This is a genomic window from Pseudomonas sp. LBUM1652 (assembly GCF_059716105.1).
This window is the reverse complement of the sequence record NZ_CP166804.1, coordinates 3,923,389-3,944,294: the sequence shown is the minus strand read 5'-3', so window position 1 is coordinate 3,944,294 and position 20,906 is coordinate 3,923,389. Positions and strand designations below refer to the sequence as shown.

The window sequence follows — 20,906 nt, the reverse complement described above, 5'->3', positions numbered from 1 at the left end:
TCCTACCGTTTTTGTGATGCTAACGGCACTTGCGTACGCCACAAAATTTCCGCCGTTATGCCTTATCAGAGGAGCATTGCACGTCTGACGCGCTCCACTTCATCCGTCAACAGCCCCAATGAAACAATAGGGCGTGCGTGATGTATCAGGTCTCCATGATTCAAATGCGCCTCGTACATGCTGTTGGCCATTCCGGTCTGGTCGGAGGGGCTACCTCCCGGGGTGGTATTGAGATGCGCCAACATTGCCGAATTATTCGTTACCAGGTTCTCTATCAAAGAGACACCTCTCACATCAGTGGCATCGATTTCATAGAAGTAATATTCACGACTGGCTGTGGCCGCATAAAACAACGCCCCTTCAAGGTTTTCAGAGACAATCAAGGCATCTCCGCTGATCATCTTTTCAGTGCCAGTGAATTCGTTCGAGGGACTAAATCCGTCCTTTAATATTTCAACAGGTTCACGCTGGTCTGCGCGGTAGACTTTCCCGCCAAAGTTGTCCCTTAAAAGTAAACCTCTACCATTCCAGGCGAATCGCATCTGAGGGGCGCCCTGATTCAAGATATCCAGAAGAGTGTTTTGATCATTTACAGGGGGAGTTGGGCTGCCGGGACTACCGGGACTACCTGGGTCGGATTCGCCTGGTGACACCTGGCTCTGAATTGAGTCTGGTGACTGTTGATCGTCCATTGAGTCATCATCGCTGTCTTCAGCGGTGGGATAGCTGAACGCCGGCAGGCCGAAGTCGACCCTCAAACCAGGCTCGTTATCCAAAAACTGCTCCAGTATTCCGTCCATCGAGTTCTCATCAGCGCCGTGCCACATGCGCCCATCGGGATCAACCCTGTCGATCGGGTTGTTGCCACAGAATCCATAGAAATTCAGGCCACCGCTAGCGCCAGCCGGATCTGGATTCAACCACCGCTGCAACCACGCCACGTAATACCGGAAGCCATAGTAATAAAGCCCTGTCACATCGCGCTCTTTCCCCGAATATCGCAGCGTTTTATAACTCGCCTCAATGTCTGCGCGACCGGCAAACCACGCAGTGGTGCCGAACGGGTGATAGCGCTCATGGCTGATTACCTGGCCTGTGCCGTCGAGTTCCAGAGTGCAGGAGCCCAAATGATCGCTCAGGCTGTAACGCTGTTGATCGTTGGCGATGTCCTTGGGCGGTTCGGATTCCCAGTGCAAAACCTGCACGCTGCTGCGCCCGGCCTGAACACTGATGACCTGCAACACTTCACCCGTATTGCGCGTGCGGATTTCCAGGTTCGGCAGATAACGAACTTCAGCGACCAGCGTGCGGGCATTGCTCTGGGTCGAGCGCACTTTGCGCAGGCGCATGCCGTCAGCACCGTAAACGTAGCGCTCGCTGTCGTCAGCCGCCGTGTCACGCTCAACCGGTCGGACTTCACGTAACTGGTTGCGCAGGTCCCAGTGCAGCGATTGTCGCGGTTGCAGGTGGAGCAAATTGCCGTTGGCATCGAAGCTGTTGCGAAAGTCCTTTTCATCAGGTTCCACGCCATCAATCACTGGCAAACAGCGGTTGCTCTGTGCGGCAGCGATCAAGCGATGGCCGTGATTTTGCGGACCTTCGTGGGTCAATTGCAGCAGGTTGCCGCCGCGGTCATAGCGGTAGGTCTGGGTGTAGTTGGCGCAAGCGACGGGATCGTCGAACGCCGAAAACAGTGGTCCTTGATTGGGGCCACCGGCCTCCCATCCGGCCGCTCTGATCAACTGATTCAGGCTGTCATACGCGTAACGGTTGATCGGTTCGATCCGCTGGTTGGCGAAGTAGCGAATTGGCAGGGCGGCGTCTTCGATGCTGAGCACGTTGCCCACCGGATCGTAGGCATAGCGCAAGTCTTGCAGGACGTCGTTATTGCGTTTGGCTTGCAGCCGGGTCAGGCGGCCGTCTTCGGCGGCATATTGCAGCGTGGTGACGACGCCGTTGCCGGCGGTTTCCCGCTCAGTCTGGCGTTGGGCGTTGTACTCGATGGTACTGACCAGGGTCTTAGGCGTGGTATCCGTCTTCAGTTGCAGGCGCACCTCGCGCAGTTGGCCGTCGCAGGTCTGACTGAAAAACTGGCGGTTGCCTTTGGCGTCGGTCTGCTCGATGGCTTCGCCCGGCGGATTGAAAATCGAACGGCTGGTGGCTCCGGTGCCGGTTTCAAGCAACGTGTCGCGCTCGGTCTCAAGTGCGGGCCAGTCGGGGCCGTCCAGTGCGCTTAAAAAATGCCGGGTCTGCTCTAAAACCCCTCCCGTCAAACCGAACCGGGCAAACAACTGGGTGCCTGCCGGGTCATCGTGCCGAATCAGTTGTCCGCACTGGTTGTGCGCGGCGAATGCCGGATCGCTGCCGCCGTAGGCATAACGCGCCGTGCACAATGGCGCGCCGTCCACTGCCTGCTCGAATAGCGTCAGCGGCCTCATCAACTTGTCGTATTCAATCCGCCGCTGACTGCCCCGCTCATCCCAGCCAAACACCGTCTGACTCGCTTCGCCCAAGAGGGCGGCGCGCCACCCGGCATCGACGCTGAGCGTGCTCAGAACCTGGCCGGACAGTGAATAGATCGTGGCGAGGTTGGCGGGCGCCGAAGCGTCGGTCATCAGTCGTGGATCGCGCTGTGCCACCAGACGTGCAGCGGCGTCATGCTGCTGAATGGTGATCCGGGCCTCGGTATCGACCGCCTGGCGCCAGTACGCGACCTGTCGGACCGGCAAGCCACGGCCGTCGATGACTGTCAGGTGAGGAGTCTGTGAGTCGATACTCACGTGTTTTTCCACCAGTTGGTTCGCCGTTGTTCGGGAGGCGGATCAAACAGGTCGTTTTCATCAAAGGTCACGGTGTACCAGATGCAGTATTGCTGCTCCCGGCGTAACGGTTGCAGTTGCGGCGGATTGCCTTGCAACATTTTTTTCGCCAGCACCGTTTCGGTCGGTCGGCCTGCCGCGTCGTAGAACTGTTGATCGAAATAGGTGTGCTGACGCATTGACCGAGCAGTGATGTAACGCAACGGTTCGAGAAAGTAGGGGCGATAAGTCCGCACGATCTGGCCCTTGTTGTTGTACTCCACGGGTTGGCTGACGCGACAGCGTCTCGGCACTTCAAACTCCTCGGGCGTGCCGTCGGGCTTGAGAATCAGTTCGTCGTTTGCATCGACCCGCCATGACAGGCCCGGTTCGACTTCCTGTCTGGTTTGCAGCACTCGGCCGAAGCCGTCCCAGCAGATGATGCTTAACCGCACTTGCATCGCTTCATCACCGGGGTAGCGGTCGGCCAACAAGGCGACGGCGTACACCGGCTCACGCTGTGCCGCGTCGATCTGCTGCTTGAGGATGGTCTCGTCCGGGTCGGGATTCTCCAGACCGGCCACGTGCTGCCGCGCCCTGTCGCAAAGGTGCCCGCTGGGCAGAATAAACCCTTCACGCCTGGCCCACGCAAACCATGTCGGGGAGGGTGGCGTGGTGCGTGAGAGACGACCCATCCAACTGAATGGATCGGAAAAACCGGCGCTGGCGAAGTTGCCGATGGCTGTTTTCGGGTCGGCGATGGCGATGGCAGGGTCACGGTCTGCTGGGGGGACGTAGGTTTCCAGACGATGGAAGCCCACCGGTTCTCCCAGTTCCGTACCGCAGAAACTGGTGATCAGCGGTTCGCCGAAGGCGTTGTAACGGGCTTCCTGAATGTTGCGGTTGGCATCCTCGATGGTTGCCGGCAGGAAAGTCCGGTAATCAACGTCAAGGCTGCGTGTGGTACACAGGTCCGGCAAGGTGACTGCGATGGTCAAACATCCGTAGTCGTCGTAGGTAATCTGCGTTTCGCCATGGCTGCGGGTTTCCCGGTACTTCTGGATGTTAAAAAAACCGTCCAGCTTGTGGTAAGTGGGAAAGCCACGGTGCACTGACCACAAATAGTTTTTCGCGTCTGTGGGGTCTGCAACCGTTTGCCGGGCCAGCTCGGGCAGAAACAGATCCATGATGTGGTAGCCCACCTCAGGCGATTCGAGTTTTTCTTTGAGGTTGAAGGGCATGTTGCCCTGCTCGTCCTTGAGTTTGTCGTAGGCGCTCAGGGCAATCGCGTCCAGTTCGGCCATTTCGACATGGGCAGGCAAGCCTTCGAAGGTCGCTGCGCCGGGCGCAAGGGTCTGACCGTTCTCGGGGTTGATGTAGTGCTGCATGCTCAAACCGCTCAGCACCGCTTGTCTGGCCCACTCGCCGTCGTCCTTGCTCATTGCAAGAAAATGCTCATGGTGGATCGTGGCGGGAGTCAGAGCCTGTTTGTCCAGAACCAGAACATTGCTGCGATTTCGCCAAGGCAGGCCCAGGCGCCACGCCTGTGGAGCCGGCATGTGAATGGGCTGCGACCGGGTTTGCGTCAGATACCAGTGTTGCTGCGCATCGTCATGGGCGTCCTTCCACCAGGTCTGCTGATACTCGTCACTGAAGGGCGGCGTATCGTCGACGGTTTTACGGCGTGCGTAGTGCACGTCGAAACCATGGACGCAGACGCCATATTCGTCCCATTCCAGGTTGATGTGATGCTGGCACAACGGGTCGTCCGGGATGTTCGGCTCATACTGGTAACGGATGGACTCCAGATCCATGGGCTGCACCACGGCGTAGGGCTGATGCTCGCCTTTGGGCCGCAGCACCCGCACCAGATAGCTATTTTCCTGAACCGCGTAGGGCACGGCAGTGGCCGGCTCATCGTCTGCCGCGTAGGTTTCCGAGCGCAGCACTTTGCCGCTCAGGGCGCGGGCGATTTCATGGACGATGTCTTCATCGGCCGCGGTGAAAGGTTGCGTTGCCCTGTCGTTGAAATGGTAGTTGTGCAAAAGCGTGGGTTTGAGGGCAACCGCCAACGGATCGAGTGCGTAATAACCGTCCCGTGAGGGGTCGATGGCATCACCCGTGTGGAACCAGGTCTTGTTCAGGATCGGGGCGGTGAACCCGACAGTCGCGCGTTCAGTCGCCGAGGCTTCGGTATCGCTTTGCAGCAGCAGACGAAAGCCCCTGAACTCGCGTTCACGGCGGTCGTAATAACCGCCACGGTAGCTGAAACACTGTGTCAGGCGGTTACCGGTGATCTCATCGAGCTGCGTTTGCCGGCTGACCAGGTGCATCGCAAACGGCAGGTTGGATACAGGGTTCTCGACCCCGGCGGTGTGCTGTTGTTGTTTTTCGTCCAGCCATTCCTGTGCCGAGCTTCGATAGGTCACGCCGGTGCTGGCGCCCATGTTGTTGCAGGTGCCGTTGACCAGATAGGGTTTGGCTTTGACGAAATCGTAGCGCCAGTGTTGCGGCGCCATGTGCGGCACGGTCAGGATGAGGCTCGAGCAACCCAACCCTTGCAGGTCGGCGGTACTCACCTGGCAGAGCCGGTCGTAGCGTACGCCATCGGGCCAGCGCAGTTCGCGCCTGGTTTGCTCGTAGCCGTTACCGGCATGGTTCATGAATACCCGCAGGCCGTCGGGTTCCAGATAGATCAGATCGGCGGCCCCCGAGCCGTCCAGGTCGGCCAGCAACACTTGGGCGGCGTTGAACTCGCTGTACGCAAACGGCAAGGCACACAGCACAAAGCCTTTGCCGAACCGCCCACGTCCCAGATTCGGCCAGCATTTGACTTCGTTGTGACGGATGCGCACCAGATGTTGCTGCCCGCTGCCGAGCACATCAGCAAACGCCACCAGTTCGGTGGGCGTATCCCTCAGCGGCGGCAGGTCATCGTCATCACCTTCAGGGGTTTTATCCAGATGGGGCACGTCGATGCCGTCGGCGAACCCTTGCTCGCGCCGGTTGGCATACAGGCGCACGCTGCGGGTGCCGATCAGCGCCAGGTCGCTGAGACCGTCACCGACCAGATTGGTCAGGCGCGACATCGGCTGGAAAAATTCGCTGGGGAAGGCATCGAAAGGTACGAAAGTCGACCAGTTTCGATCCGGATCAAGGGTGAAAAAACCGCACATTCCGGGCATGGCGAGTACCCAGTCGAGCTTGCCATCTCCGGTCAGGTCAGTCAGCGACTGGTGAATCGGCTTGCGGCTGTCGGCCACCGGAATATGGTCCAGGCGTTTCCAGTCGCTGTAGCACACCTCGTCGCCACCTGTTTCGCCGCGCAACGGCTCGCGGTAATACCAGGCCTGGTCGTAACGACACAGGATTCCGGGCATGCCTTCGCCGTACAAGTCGACCAATTGATAACGCTGGCCGTCGTTGAGGCCGGGCATGTCGGGGAATCGAGTCCAGCCCTGAGGCTGCGGATCGGGTGCGAAAGCGTTATAGCTGAACTCCATCGGCGGCCGACTTTCGGTCTGACCCAGCCCGTCACAGGCCTGGATGTGCGCTGCGGTCAGTTGGCTGTAACCCAACGGACTGGTCCGGTGCTCCAGCAGCAGGCGCTGTACCAGGACGGGTATTTGACCCAGCTCCTCAGGGAAATGATGGAACATCAACACCTGCCGGCACAGGCGACGGGTGCCCAGTTCGAAACCATAGCTGTAGTTCCAGAATGGATCGTCGCGCTCGGGCCATGGTTGTTGTTCAGCGAAGGTTGGCATCTTTTCAAGTTCGGTCCAGCGCTCGCCGTAATCGAACACCAGATGAAAGTGCCATTGTTCCTGTTTCCAGCTGTCGGTGGCCCACGCGTACAGGTGCGGATGGGCCTTGGCGTTGCCGTAGCACACGCGGGTCAGATAGCGCTGGGCACGGTAGTCACGCCACTGTGGTGCGGCAGGCGGATCTGTTTCGGCCTTGTACTCGTAAACAATGTGCTCACCCCGGGTGTTGAGGCTTTCGTCGATCATCCACACGCCGACATGCTGCCGGTTGTTCGGGTCGCTGCGGCGCGAGCTATCGGTGGTGCCATAGGCATGCAGACTGCCATCGGCACCGTGGATGAGCCAGAAGCCCACGGTGTCGGCCACGGTGGACCAATGTTCGATCAGGGCGAACTCACCCTCGACCCGCGGCCAGTGGCGCACTACCTTGTATTCGCTTGTCAGGGGTTCTTTGTTGTAGGTTTTCTCGGTACGAGAGATCAGCTCACCGTTGCTTTCGTTGCGCTCGGGCATCCACACATCGCCGCCAGGCCCCACCACTTGGTCGGTGCCGTCGTACGTCGGCGCGCCCTGAGTCGTGCGCAGGGTGATGGCATTGACTGTCATCCGCCAGCCGATGCCGAACGGGCTGTTGCCCACGTCGCTGCTGTAGCCCAAACCCAGCGCAGGGGCAAAACCGCGTCCGGGAGAAATCGGCAGAGGTAATTCAAGCGACGCCGCCCCGGTGGTGCCAACGCCCCCCCAACCCTTGCCGATGCTTTGAATGGCACCGCCCATTTTTGGCAGGGAAGGGGTGTTGATTTGCATCGTCGACTGTTGCTGTGGCTGTTGTTCGTTCATAGCGAACCACCCTCGCGTCTGGCCGTGTAGCTCACGTGCACGATGATGTCGGTGAGGGATTTGATCTGGGCCTCCCGATCCGCGAGGTTGGTGAAGGTCAGGGTCCAGCGGGAAATGCCCCCGGTGTATTCGAACGGCAGGTAGCGTTCGTCCTGGAAGTTGAGCTGGAACATGCCGTTGTCATCGGTGCCGTGGGAGAGGGCGATCTGTTGGCTGACTCGCAGGTTTTCCTTGGTGGTGCCGGGGGTGGCGGCCATTTCAACTTTGCTGTAGGTCTGACTCAGCACCGCGCAGATATCTTTATAGGGGCCAATGCTGACCGGGAGGGTCACGCTGAGGGTCTTGATCCGTCGCAGGTAGTGGTTTTGATTTTTGAAGTCATCGTCGAACATTGGTTGCGTCAGTTCGAATTCACAGGTGCCGTTAGTCTCCAGGTCGTTCTTGATAGCGTCCCAGGTCTTGTTGACGGTTGAGGCCGGATCCTTGTCCTTCAGCTCTTTTAGCGAGACGGTTTTACGGATTTCCAGGTCGCGCTTACTGTTTTTCAGGTAATCGGCATGCATCCGTTGCAGGCTCATTTTCAGCTCTTCGCCGGCACCGAGGCCGCGGTAGGTGGCGTTCCAGGCACCGGGACGGATGAAGGTCTGGCTGAAGTCGCCCATTTCGTATTGCCAGCAGGCCTCGGCTGCCTGACACAGGGATTGAGCGGTGGTGTAAGCGGTGCTGTAGAAACTGGCGAACTTGCTGTTGAGCCAGTCATAGGTCTGGGATCGGCTGAAGCGGTTGCTGCTCAGCAGAAAATCATGGGTCGCCCTGACGTGGTCCAACGCGGTTTGCGCCTGGCGCAGTTGCAGTTGAGTGGCTTTGTGTTGTTCGTCACAGACGGCGAGTTGCGCCTTGATTTGTTCGGCTTCGAGTTTTGCCTGGTCATGGGCCTGGGTCCATTCCTGGGCGCGGCGGCGATAACTCTCGATGCGATCCATGAGTTGACCAGCGCTGTTTAGCCATGCTGACTCTGCATGAAGTGTGGCCATCACGCTGTAAGCCGGCGCTTCAAGGCGATGTCCACCTATTGAAAAGCCGATGATATTAGGTGGGGCCTTTGAGCTTTCGCCGAAGGCTTGAGCGACGCAAGCCCCGACTTGGGCCGCGCCGCCCAGAAAGTGAGTGGCCCCCGCGGCGATCTCGAGTTCGCTGACGCCATCGTTCACCAGTTTTTCGTAATAACTGACCCTTCCCGCGATCAATGCCTGACTGGCTTGCAGCGCGTTCTTGTTAGCCTCATCGATCTTCCCGGCCTGCAGTTGTATATCCACAGCCACTTTCGCCATATTCCAGGCCTGTTGCTGTTGCAGCTCAAGGTATTGCGCCGACTCCTTGCGCTCGATCAGTGACAACAAGGTCGAGCCAAACTGAATCACGCTGTCCACCGCGTTCTGGGCCAGGGCAAACATGAACGTAAAGCGGTAATGCGGAATTTGCGGACTCAACAAGCGGCTAAGCGCGGCGCCAGACAAGCCCTGGCCCCAGGCGGCGAGCAGGGCGCGCGGATCCAGTGGCGTGGCGAACAACGGCAGGTTCAAGGCATTACCGGCCATGTCGAGGTGATGCCGCAGGTTGTGCAACCGACTCTCGGCCCGTTCCCAGCGCTGGATCAGCTCAGGGTTGAAGGGGCGGCGCAAGTAAGGATTATCGACGCCGGGCAACGACGGGTCGTCGCGGTATGGCCGCAGGCACAGCAACGGGGCGGCCTCCGAGTCCGGGGCTTTGCCGATGCGCAACGGTGGCTGTTGTTGATACTGGCGTTGCGCGGCGATCAGTTGCCGTTCAAATTCACGCAGCTCCTCATTCTTCGCAAAACTCAGTTCATCCAGCTTGATCGGTGCCCAATCGTCAGCCTGCCGAACGTCCGGACGCGGCCCGAGCAAATCCAGAATGCGTACGTAGCGTAACTTGGCTTCGGCCAACCCGTCCGGGGTCAGTTCCCGATAGGCCTGGTCAGCCTGATTGCTTTCTATATCGATATAGAGCCCATACAAGGCTTTGCGAAAGTGCACTGGAAAACTGAGGGCGATCTGATGCGGGTCATCCGGGTACAAAATAGCCTGGCTGGGGTCCGCCGGGGCGGGCCAAACCGGCTCTTCCAGCGGCACTGTCTGCCAGTAGCCGGGGTGTCCCGAGTCGCTGCTTTGGCGTGCAGGATCGAAGACAAACGACAGCCAGTGTTTGGCTTCTTCGTACTGCTGTTCTTCGTTCAAACGATAAGCCACCAGCCACGGCAGGTAGAGGAACAGTTCGAGGAAATACAGGTAGTAGGCGCCAGAGAAGTCCATCGATTGCGCGCCGAGACCGTTGGGGATGGGCGGTTCCTTCATCTGCTGGGTGTCCCAGCTCAGCAGTGACTCCATGCCGGATTCAGCACGATTGATCAATTGTCTGGCGAAAACGGTATTCATGCGGATCGGCGCCCGCGCTATCGTTTCATCGTCATTTTTCGCGATGCTTGATCCCGTGAAGTCAATGAATTGCGCCTTGCCCAGGGACGGACTGTCCCCCACGGCTGAATCTGTCACATTGTCGATGCTGGGAGCCGTTTGCGGAGAAGCCGGGAGCACCTCGCTCCAGCCGACGCTCAGGGCCTTCAAGGCGCCGCCCTTGATATTCCAGCCGGTAAAGGCGTTCCCCTCGTAAACCAAGACGCCATAAATCAGCGGGATTTTGAGGTCTTTTGCCTCGGGCCAGGTTACGGGCCAACCCTCGGGATGGTTAGTCGTCTGGTCGATCGAGAACGTATAACTTAGCCTGGTGTCTTTGCTCAGACGACTGACGAAATTCGACGCGTTAAGCTTACGCATTTGAACAAATGTTTCGGGTTGTGCATTGGAAATGACATCGTAAGGATGAGCGATGAAAAACTGGTAAGTGTATGGCCCGGACTGTGTGCTCTTCACGGTTTTATTGAGGAGTAACTTATGCCATCCTCCAGAATAAGTTCTACATTCTGTAATAAAGCTCATTCCTGACGGATCCAATATCATTTCCAGCATCGCTTTATAGAGACGCTTGCCTCTGAGCGACGCTGCTTGCCCCGGCTTTGTAGCGGGCAACGAGAATGTGTCGCCTCCCGAACCGTCTATGATCAGATTTTTCATGCCCAAGTTATTGGTGAACATATGTGTAGCATTCTGTCGGTCCAGCCAGTCCGTCGTGGCCGTAATGGTCGATCCCTCGAGTAATGTATATCGCTGGCTGTAGAAGCTGGATTCATTCACAACTAAAACCAACTTGAAAAGTTCCTCTGTTGGATCATTTCTACCAAAGATAGAAACCTCAATAGTTCGATCCTCGTTAAAATCCTCATCCAGTCTTACGGTCAGCTCAATGTTGGCTTTGCTTTGATCGTAAATCAGGTCGATGTCTTTCTGGCTCTGTCTGATTCGCCGCTGCCAACCTCCGAAGTTCCAGGTGAGGGGATCTTTATCCGGGGTGAAGTGCGTGACACCGCCGAATTCAGGCATACCGCTGGGAAGCCAGTACTGAAGGCGGCCGGCATTGCGGTTGGAACTGGCGAATATGTAGCCGATCAACAGCACATGCCCACGGTCGTCAGCTTCGGGCACAACCTTCCTCGTGTCGCCGGGGGGCGTCCCGATGACAAAACCTTCCACAGGGAACAGCGAACTGGCCTTGGCGTTTTTGTCGATTCGCAGGGTTCTCAGGAACTTGTATCCATCCTTCTCGCCAGATGCACCATCGCCTTGAGTGTAATGGCAGTACAGGGCGATAAACATCGACTCCGGTGACGTCGAGTGGTCATACACCACGATAGTGTGCGTTTCCCGCATGACTTCTTCCGGCGTTATATCGGTACCCAGCGTTTTACAATAACTGTCAATGTAGACCCGTGGCGTGCTCCAACTGTCATCGTATTTCTTGTAGCTGGCATATAAACGGAACCGTGGATGTACCTTGAGGTTTGCGTCATCTGCGCTCTCGTTTTCGATGGCATTCTTGTTCTGGATTTCCACCTCGGCCCAGATCACAAACAAGCGATTATTGAACCAGCACGGCCGTATCGTGTGCTCGAGGGCCGCCTCCGAGATCGGCACATTGGCTTTTTGCCAATCCGTCCAGGCGTTGGGCATAGGCTTGTCGTATTTGGGGGGAGTGTCGCCAAGCGTCTCTGCCTGCTCCCGCAACGGACGCTGGCGCATGTCCAGTGAGCGCCAGTAATAGGCGTTTTCTGCCGGGGATTTGCCAATGAAGTAGTAAGTGCTGTTGGCGAAATCTTCGCCGTCGATGTAGCCATTGCAGACCTTGACGTTGGCCACTTCTTCGAAACGCCCCAGGTAAGCCAATACTGCCGACTGCACTGTGTCGGGCTGAATCTGCGCTTGATTGAGGTCGTTCTCCAACTGCTTGAAACTGTCGGTCTTGGTCAGCCGCAGGGTCGGGTCCAGATAGATGTCTGGAAAGTAATGCAGTTGCTGGGTAGCGGCCCAGACCGGATAGCGGTTCAGACTGTCGCGCCAGCGCTTGATCTGGCTGGGGTTGAGGCTGTCATTGCTGTAGCCGGGTTCCATGTTCAGCATCATGGAGTTGATCAGTTGTTGCAGACTGGCAATGGCGCAGGCCACCCGACTGGTCGGTACATTCTGGCTAACCAGGACATCCAGCAACCAGAACTGAAAAAGGTCGTTGGCGGTCTTGATCAGCTCCACCAGCCCCTGCTCGATCAGGTACTGATCGTTAGGCACAGCTTCGTGCAAGTACAGGGCGAGCATCGCGTCACGCATTGCTTCATTCAGTGGGGCATCGAAAGCAGTCGTCATGATCGTTCCTTAACCATTGGCAGGTGATGAGGCTGAGGCAGGGCGGGCGGCCATGACCGCGTCACCTACGGTTTTCCAGGCATCCAGCGTGCTTTGATCATTCAGCCCGGTGGCTTGCAGCAGCGCCGTGGCGGACAGTCCGCTGGACAGGCAGGTCGCGTGGCAGCGACGTACCCAATCCACTTCTGCCATCGAGCAGGCACGTTTTTCGCTGAGGGTGCCGGTCAGCGCAGCGATTTCCACCTCCGACCATTCCAGCAACCGGGCCAAGGCAGCGTTGGCTGTTTCGCTGGCGACCTGGCGCAGGGCTTTGTTTTTCAGCTTGGCCTTGGCCGGATTGGCGCAACTGAAATAGCTCAACAGGCTGTCTTCCGATTGGCTTTGGCCGTGGAACCAATGACTGAAACGTTCGAACAGATAGAGGTCGCTGAGCGAGGGTTCGCTGCTACTCGCCGGGTACAGGTCTGCGCTCAGCCAGGCCGGATTGATCAGGAACAGACGCAATGCGCTGTTGCTCAACCGCAATTGCACGGCGATCTCGGCATGGCGCGACACACGCTGGAAATGCTCGATCAGTGCCGGGTTGACTTCTCGCTCAAGGGCTTCCAGCAAAATGCTGTAAACCGAGGAATGCGCCCAGTGGATGACGGCAACGCAGCGCTCCGGCGGCAGCTTGGTGGTTTCCTGAAACAGCCCTTCAAGCAACTGTGTTTGCCGGTCGTGCGCGCCGAGTAAAAGCTCGACGAGTTTCGCTGCACACATTTCTTTGACCGGCTCTGTCAGCTTGAGCAGTTTGAGCAGGTCATCAACCCCTGCCTGAAGCCAGGTGATCGGCGCGTCCACCAGGCTCAGTGAACGCTCAAGGCCTGGTAACAGTCCCCCATCATCAAGCAGTTTGTGGCTGATCAGTAACTCGAACCATTCGAGTTGTGCCGGGTTGGTTGTGCCATCGTCGACAAGAGGCAGGCCCAGCGAATTTACTTGCTCCTTGGTCACAACGCTTCGGTCTGTGTCCTCACACAACCGGGTCAATCGGCTGAGCAGATCGTCGGGCAGGGCTGCGGGTTCAGCCACTCGTGCTGGCGGGTTGTCATCCAGACCTTCAGCCGCCAAGGGGACATCCGGACCTAAACGCTGCTGCAATTGCGCAACCGTCTGTTGGCTGTCCTTGAGCCAGTCAACAGCCCAGTCCAGTTGCATCAGCACATCAAGAATGTCCGGCTCCGCAGGTGTCGTCCGTGGACTCAAGCGGCCGCTGGCCAGCGCAGTCTTGTAGCGTTGACCACCGAGCAACCCCGTCAGCGTCAACAGGTCGGCGACCGAGTAACCGAAGAGCCGGGCGATCCGCGCCTGACGGTAAAGTGACGAGACGGTGGGCAAATCGCGTTTGAGCCCGCCCAGGTGTTTTTGGGTCTGTTTGACAATCAGCAGCAGAGAATCTGCGGTCGGTTGCAGGCCGAGGCCGGCACACAATTGCAGCAGGGTTTTCTGCGTAGCCGCATGAGTGGTGGAAAGATCGATTTCCGTTTGATCAAGGATCAACGGGGTGTCGAACAGTTTTACCGTGTTGAACACTTGGTCAAACAACGGCACCTCATCCTGGCTATTGGCATAGGGCGAGAGATCGTGCATCAGCGCCGCGAATTCCTGGGGATCAATACCGTGACGCTGGTTCAGATGGCGGTAGATGCCGATTGCGCGCAAGGTGTTTTCATTGAACTCCATTGCAAGATTGGCATCGCCCTCGGCCCGCATAGCGCTGATGATCAACGTGTCCAGTTGTGCGAAGGGGATCTGGCTCCAGCGTTGCAGGCGGACCATGCGTTGCAGGCGATCCAGTCGATTGAGTGAGGTCTTGGTCAGGCGCCACTGCCTGGACTCGCCCAGCCCGACTTGCTCCAGCCCCATGGCATTGTCGAATTGATCGCGCATGATGGATTCGGGCGTCGGGCCTTGTTCACTGTCATATAGGTCCGCGCCCGTGCCGGTGCCATTGACGTAGCAGGCGCCATAGTGGTTCGGGTGGGGAAAGGGCAAAACCTTGCCGACAATGCCACCGATCACCACACCGGCATGTTGCGGGTTCAGGCTTGGGCAGTTGGGGGACAGGCGCACCGCGTATGTGCGTCGAGCCAGGAGCATTTCCACCTGTTCGGCGTTCAGGCCGGTGTGCGCCATAAAGTCGGTCAGCATGGCCAAGGTCCAAAGTGGCGAGTCGTGTGTGACGTCGACACCGTAGGACTGTTTGAAAAACGCCTGTTCTGGCGCCGTCAGGATGTACTGCTCATCGAGGGTGAGGGTGACGCGTTGGCTAGCCAGACTTATCGGCGCGACGTCGGTGCCCGTGGTGGTGATCAGATTGAAGTGGGCGGTGTAGGCGCTCTCCTCTGGCTCTGGAAGGGGGTCCTTGGCTTGGATGAATGAAGTGATGGTGCGCTCGCCGGGGAGGTGCATAGCGTTCAGCAGCCATACTCCGTTAGCGTCTGCAGGTGTGGCAGAACCCAGTGACAGTTTCACCTCGGGAATTACTGTTGCGCCGTCCTTTTTAAAGGTCACGGGCACCGTGTTGGTGCCGGCCGTAACATCGACAGGAATATTCGCCTGGGGATCTGCGGCACCGACGTCGTCCTGCCCCGGGGGCAATGAAAAACACTCCCGCATTGGCGTGTGGGAACCCAGGTAGGTGCTCCCGGCGCTCCTCCAGCCATTAATCAACTCATTACGCGTCAGATAAAAATTGCTGAATACCGAGGGTTCGATCAGCAATGCCTGTTGCTGTGGACTCAACCCGGACAATAACCGTTGCGCTTGCAGCACCGGCTGCTCGTACACTTGGCCAAATTGGTTGGTTGCCTTCTGCCCAATCGGCAGCACCAGGCTGGCTCGGTAATTCAACTCCCCCAGTTGGGGTTTCTTGTCAGCCAAACCCAATTGGCATTGATGGTGATAGAAGTTGTAGGGCAGCTCGAAGGGATAGCGCCGCTCGGCCAATACCTGATGGGTGGACTTGGTGCGGTCGGTGGGATTGCCATCCAGGTAAATGCGCAAGTTACTCCCCAGCACCTCATTGACAATTTCCAGCATCGGTTTTGGGGTAAAGGTGCTTTCGTGGGTGATCAACAGATCCTTCAGGTCCGGGCGGCGGTGATCCAGCAAGATGCGTTTTGAGTCGGTGCTGGTGCCTTCCAGCTCCTGAATGAACGCCCGTAGCGTGCTCAGGTAGGCCACTGGCGAATCGATGGCGGCAAGGGCGCCGACCTTGCAGAACTTATCCCAGTTTTCCTTGAACAGATTGGGAAAAGTCGGCCCCAACGGAATGAGCGCGCGAACGCCACTGCGTTGGGCGAGTTGCTGGAACGTGCCGGAAGAAGTTTGGTATTCACGGTACAGGCGCGCAATCAGCGTGGCGTAGCCCATGGCGTTGTCGTAGGCGAGGTCGGCGTCGGCGTCACTGTGTTTGGCAAGTTGCCGCGCAAATGCGGTTTTGGGCAGGCGAATGATGTCGAAGACTGAGGTGAACGCCATTTTTTGCATGGCCGATGCAAAATCGCTCCGTCCCTTTTTCAACGAACCTTCAGTCTTGACGAGTGAGGTCATCAGTGAATTGTTGTCATCGGCCATGACGGTGATTCTCCTGCCAGAAAAAGGGAAGGCATCGACTAATGCAATGCCCGGCAGGATCACGCTAACGATAAACAGGGGCGACGTAACCTGTCAGACCTGACAGGTGAATAGCGTATATTTAGAACAAATTAATATGTTTTTTATGTTTTTTATTTCTTTATCGAAAAGGCAAATAATCCGCGTTCGTTCGTCGGGACTGTCAGGTTTGACAGGTGTCGCCGTTCTTTTTTGGAGGTAGAACGGGAGGATATCGCGCGATGAGGCTGCGCATTCCAGGAGATAAATCATGTCTGACGAAAATGAAGTTGAAGACAATAAAGACGAACTGTCGGGGAAATTCTTAGTTCCAACACCCATTATTACTGCGCCTACCGCAAGTGTTGTCAGTCGTCGATTTAATGTTCATGCAATCACATCGCCGCGGCCTCACTCCAAGTGGAATCTGGATTTCTTCAAGGTCGGCCAAAGTGGCCGATTGAAAAGATACGACGGTGGAGTTGGTATCGCTTTTATTGAATTCTTAGTGCCCGATGAATTACCCGTTGGAGTGGATCTTTACTTCAAGATTGAATACCGGGACTTAGTCACTACGATATACAGTCCGTGGGCTACCAGTCGTGTTTTTAGAATAATTCAAGCACCCCCGCCCCTGCCGGAGATTCGCGCTCCGGCAGAAGGCTTCTCGCACATCGGAGCCGGTCAGCTCAACGGAACCTGCGTGGCAGGGGCGAAAGTAACGGCGATATTCATCAACGGCAACCCACCGGAGGCAGATGTCTATGTGAACGTGACTGAATGGGCATACAACTACTCATGGGCGCCGGGCAAACATCAGTTCCGGATGAAGCAGACGTTGAACGGAGAGGAATCCGGCCTGACCGGTATACGAACGTTCTACACCAAGGCCCCTCAGCCGACGATCAATCCGCCACCCACCCCGGCGGGGGCGAAACAGGTGCTGACTATTGCCGGCGTTTGGCCTGATGCTCCTACCCTGCAAATGTTGACCGGTGCGAACACACCGGTTGCGGGCACCTTCAGCCCCAGCGGAACCACCCGCACCTTCACACCGACGGCGAGTTGGGCATTCGGCACCACCACGGTCAAAGTCGTACAGACGGTGAACGCTGTGGCTTCGGATCCCAGCAATCTGGTGTCCGTCGTGGTTAAACCCTTGGCGCCGCACATCACGACCCCTAAAGAGGGTGAAAGCCATGTTGCCGTAGAGGTGGCGGGCACCTGTGAGCCCGGCGCTACGGTGAAGGTATGGAGTGTCGGTACTGACCTTGGCGCTACCGAGGTAACGGGCACGAGTTGGATAAACCGCTGGCCCTGGACACCAGGTCCTAAGGTTGTTCACGCGAGGCAAACGGTAGCAGGGCAGACCTCTGATGACAGTGCGGTCATCAACTTCAAAATAAAACCACCGAAGCCGACGATCAGCCCGCCACCCAGGCCGGCGGCCGCGAGAGAGGTGCTGAACATTACCGACGTTTGGTCCGGTGCAGTCACCCTGCAAATGCTGAACGAGGCAGGCACTACGGTTGCTGGCAGCTTCAGCGCCAGCGGAACCACTCGCAGCTTCACACCGACGGAAGATTGGACCCCGGGCGATAACACCGTCACGGTCGTGCAGACCGTCAACGCTGTGGAATCCGATCCAAGTGATGAGTGCACGTTCACCGTGGAGGTTGGGGAAAAGCCTGAAGCTCCACAATTTCTGCTACCGATGGCGGGTGCCAAAACCTCGACACGGCCGGTCATCAAGGTCAGCGGCCTGGCCGGTGCCCTGCATACCGTGCGGCTTGAGGACGGGGGAACGTTGCATGAGAACAACGCGGACGCCGATGGCGTTTTGGAGTTCACGATCCAGACACCTTTGACTCCCGGGACGAACCGCCTCCAAGTGAAACAGAAAGCTAATGGGCCCGCGTCCGACTGGAGTGAGCCGCATCTGTTTACGGTAAAAGAACTGCCGAAAACCCCCATCATTCAGGTGCCGCTGGATGCCGCACTTGTCCCGCGTACACCCGTGATCAGAGGTAAAGGCGAAACCCGGGGACAGATACTTTTGCGTCATGAGGATGACCCCGAGAACCTGATTGCCACGATCAGTGGGTTAACGTCCTGGCGCTGGACCGCCAAGGAGATGTGGCCCCTCGGCGACTACGCCATTCAGGCACAGCAGACAGAAGACGGGGACAGTTCAGATTGGACAGAAACCCGCTCCTTCACGGTGGTTGATGCCCGCTACGGCATTGGCGATGCCACGCCGGTGCTCGGCAATCCGGTGGTGGGCACCGGGCAGAGTGTCATGTTGCGGGTTCAGGTTTTGTCCGGTGACAGCGGGGAGGCGGCCGAAGGGGTGAAGGTGGAATGGCGTATCAAAGGTGAGCAGGATGTCCTCGCGACGACTGAGACCGGCCGTGACGGTTGGGCGCATTATGCCTACACCCCTGAAACTGCCGGCAAAAGTGAAATCGTGGCGGATATCACCAACGATAATGCCGGCGTCGTCATGACCGAACTCTACGAGGTCAACGCCTTGTTGCACGATGACTGGGCGCGGGAGGTCACGCTTTATCTGGACGGTCGTCACGTTGACTTGGCTAAGAGTGACCTCGTTCTGGTGAAAGGCAAACCCTCAAGGCTGCAAATCGAAGTCAAAGCAGGCAGTAAGTTGATTGGCTCTTCCGTCACCTTGCAAGACCTATGGGGGACTACGGAACATGGCCTGACCTTTGTTCCAGAGCTGGGAACGGCGCAGGTGGTAGAGAAAGTACAGGCCTTGGTTTGGTCCATTTCTTTGGAGGAGGGTCAAAGCGGAATTTTTGGTTTGAACCTGACCAGTCCGGTAATGCCTGACTGGCAATTGCCTGGGCACGTGGTAACGGGAGATTTTGCTGAATTCGTGGACGTCGATCTCGATACGTTCCCACAGGTTTTCGGAGGCGAACCGGCATATCCCTGCCTGGGTGCGACGCATACGGTAAATGTGCGACCCAAACTCAATAGTCTTTTGCTTGGCCTGCCCGTAACGCTGCAGTTGACCCAGGAAGCAGCAGACCTTGGGGTGACCGTGAGTCCGAGTTCCCCTCAAAGAATGAACGAGAATGGAGTGAGTTGGTCGCTGGATTGCGTCAACAGTAGTAAAAGCGGCAACTTTGCAGTGCGGTTGAATTTAGTGGGGTGGGAGTTCACGTCCCCGGAAATGCCGATGTCTCTGGGGCATAACAAGGTCGAGATAACGGAAACGTTTGGCCCTCAGGAAATGGGAGGGTCGGCCAGTTATTGGAGGTATGGCAAGCGAGCGACGTCAACATTCACGGGCCAGCCTGCGGGGGGCGTCCCGGTGACGGTCACTATTTCCGGGACTCCTTCGCAACGTAATACAGGGCCAGATGGCTGGATATACGTCAATTACAATGATGATCAATCTGCAAGTTTGACCATTCGCAATCGTTACGACGGAAGCAGTGCCTGACCCGGATTACACGCTACCCACTCAGCAGGCGTTGCCGAAGGCTGCGAGCCTTTGATCTTGATCTCTAAAGGCATGATTAAAGGTTCGCAGCCTTCGGCATTTGCAGGGGACTGCGTTTCAAGCGGACATAAAAAAGGCGCCCCAAAGGACGCCAAAAAATTCACCTCTTTCCAAAGGAGCAAGGAGCTTCTAAAGGTGAATGTGCATTGCTCGTAAACTCAGAGAATCGCCAACGGATACTCGACAATCACCCGCACTTCATCCAGGTCCGACTCGAATGCCGTGGCGCGAGTGGTGGCCTGGCGCAAGCGCAGTGACATGTCTTTAAGCGACCCGCTCTGCACCACGTATTTCACTTCGATGTTCCGCTCCCAACGCTTCTGGTCGGTCAATGGATTGCCGTCGCCATCGCGGCGCATGTACACGGCGTTGGCGTTGGAATAGTCGGCGTCGGTACCGCGCGCGTAACGGGTCATGAACGACAGACCGGGCACGCCATAGGTGGTCATGTCGAGGTCGTAGCGCACCATCCATGAACGTTCTTTCGGCGAGTTGAAGTCGCTGTACTGGATGGAGTTGTCGAGGAAGATCGAATCGGACTGGCGCAGGTAATCGAAGTCGTCGTTACCGTTGTTGCGCTGATGCGAGAGGGCGACGGAATGCGCGCCGAATTTCACCCCGGCACGGCCGCTCCAGATGTTGTTGTCGAACTCCCCGAGCAGTTGTTTGCCTTCGTCGACAGCCTTGTAATAGTTCAGACCACCGAACAGCGACACGTCATCCGATAGCGGATATGTCCACGCGGTGCCAGCGTAGTACTGGTTCCAGGCATCCTTGAGGCGGCTGGAATACAGGCTGAAACTGAGGTTTTTGTTCAGCACATAGTCGCCGCCACCGTAAGCGATCCACGGCGAATTGACGGGGCCGGCATAGAAGGTCGCGAAGTTCTCGCGCATGTCGCTGGACACCGGTTGGCTCATCGCATGCAGTCGACCGCCCTGAACCGATAGACCTTCAATACTGGTGTTGGTCGCTGTCACGCCGCGAAAGCTTTCCGGCAGCAAACGCGAGTCGCCGGCCGCCACGACCGGGTTGGCCGGGAATACATCGCCGACCCTGACCACCGTATCGAATGCCCGCACTTTCGCGGCGCCACCGACCTTGGTGTATTCATCCCGCGCCTCGCCGTCACTGTTGACCGGCAGCACATCAAACGAACTACGGCCACCGTTGCGCCCACCACCGGTGTCGAGTTTCAAGCCGATCATCGCAAACGCATCGACACCGACCCCGACGGTGCCTTGGGTAAAGCCGGATTCGAACTTGCTGATCACCGCATGCGACCAGGCTTCGGAATAACCGTTGCCGGTCGGGCTGGACTCGCCGTTGCGGTGATCACGATTGAAGTAGAAGTTGCGGTTGAGCACTGTCAGGCTGCTGCCTTCGATAAAGCCTTCGGCTTTTTCTTCTGCAAACACCATGGACGGCCCGGAGCCGACCACCACCGCTAAAGCGGCCATCGACATTTTTGTATTGTTAACCATCAAACACTCCTTGGGTT

Annotated in this window: 6 protein-coding genes; 1 reads left to right on the top strand and 5 read right to left on the bottom strand. The window is 57.5% G+C overall.

Annotation, left to right across the window (positions count from 1 at the left end; genetic code table 11):
- Nucleotides 1–65: 65 nt before the first annotated feature.
- From ACA069_RS17735 to ACA069_RS17720, 4 genes are read right to left on the bottom strand one after another with little or no spacing between them, the layout of a single operon-like run.
- On the bottom strand, nucleotides 66–2,780 hold the full coding sequence (locus tag ACA069_RS17735) for an RHS repeat domain-containing protein (RefSeq protein WP_497614640.1): 2,715 nt from the start codon (nucleotides 2,778–2,780) through the stop codon (nucleotides 66–68).
- Nucleotides 2,777–7,405 (bottom strand): SpvB/TcaC N-terminal domain-containing protein, encoded by a 4,629-nt coding sequence (locus ACA069_RS17730; RefSeq protein ID WP_497614638.1) that lies wholly within the window; start codon nucleotides 7,403–7,405, stop codon nucleotides 2,777–2,779. The genes ACA069_RS17735 and ACA069_RS17730 overlap by 4 nt, the downstream gene beginning before the upstream one ends.
- Nucleotides 7,402–12,189 carry a Tc toxin subunit A-related protein gene (locus tag ACA069_RS17725; protein ID WP_497618262.1) on the bottom strand — a complete coding sequence of 1,596 codons (4,788 nt, stop codon included), beginning with the start codon at nucleotides 12,187–12,189 and terminating at the stop codon, nucleotides 7,402–7,404. Before ACA069_RS17725 ends, ACA069_RS17730 begins: the two co-directional genes overlap by 4 nt.
- A gap of 57 nt (nucleotides 12,190–12,246) precedes the next feature.
- Entirely contained in the window at nucleotides 12,247–15,858 is a 3,612-nt protein-coding gene (locus ACA069_RS17720; RefSeq protein ID WP_497614637.1) for a Tc toxin subunit A, read from the bottom strand.
- A 289-nt stretch (nucleotides 15,859–16,147) separates the two neighbouring features.
- Here ACA069_RS17720 and ACA069_RS17715 point away from each other — a divergent pair, with 289 nt between their 5' ends.
- Complete coding sequence (locus ACA069_RS17715; RefSeq protein ID WP_497614635.1) at nucleotides 16,148–19,345, top strand: Ig-like domain-containing protein; 3,198 nt, start codon at nucleotides 16,148–16,150, stop codon at nucleotides 19,343–19,345.
- 218 nt (nucleotides 19,346–19,563) lie between these two features.
- Here the strand turns inward: ACA069_RS17715 and ACA069_RS17710 are convergent, their stop codons facing one another.
- Entirely contained in the window at nucleotides 19,564–20,889 is a 1,326-nt protein-coding gene (locus tag ACA069_RS17710; protein ID WP_497614633.1) for an OprD family porin, read from the bottom strand.
- Between the last annotated feature and the right edge of the window lie 17 nt (nucleotides 20,890–20,906).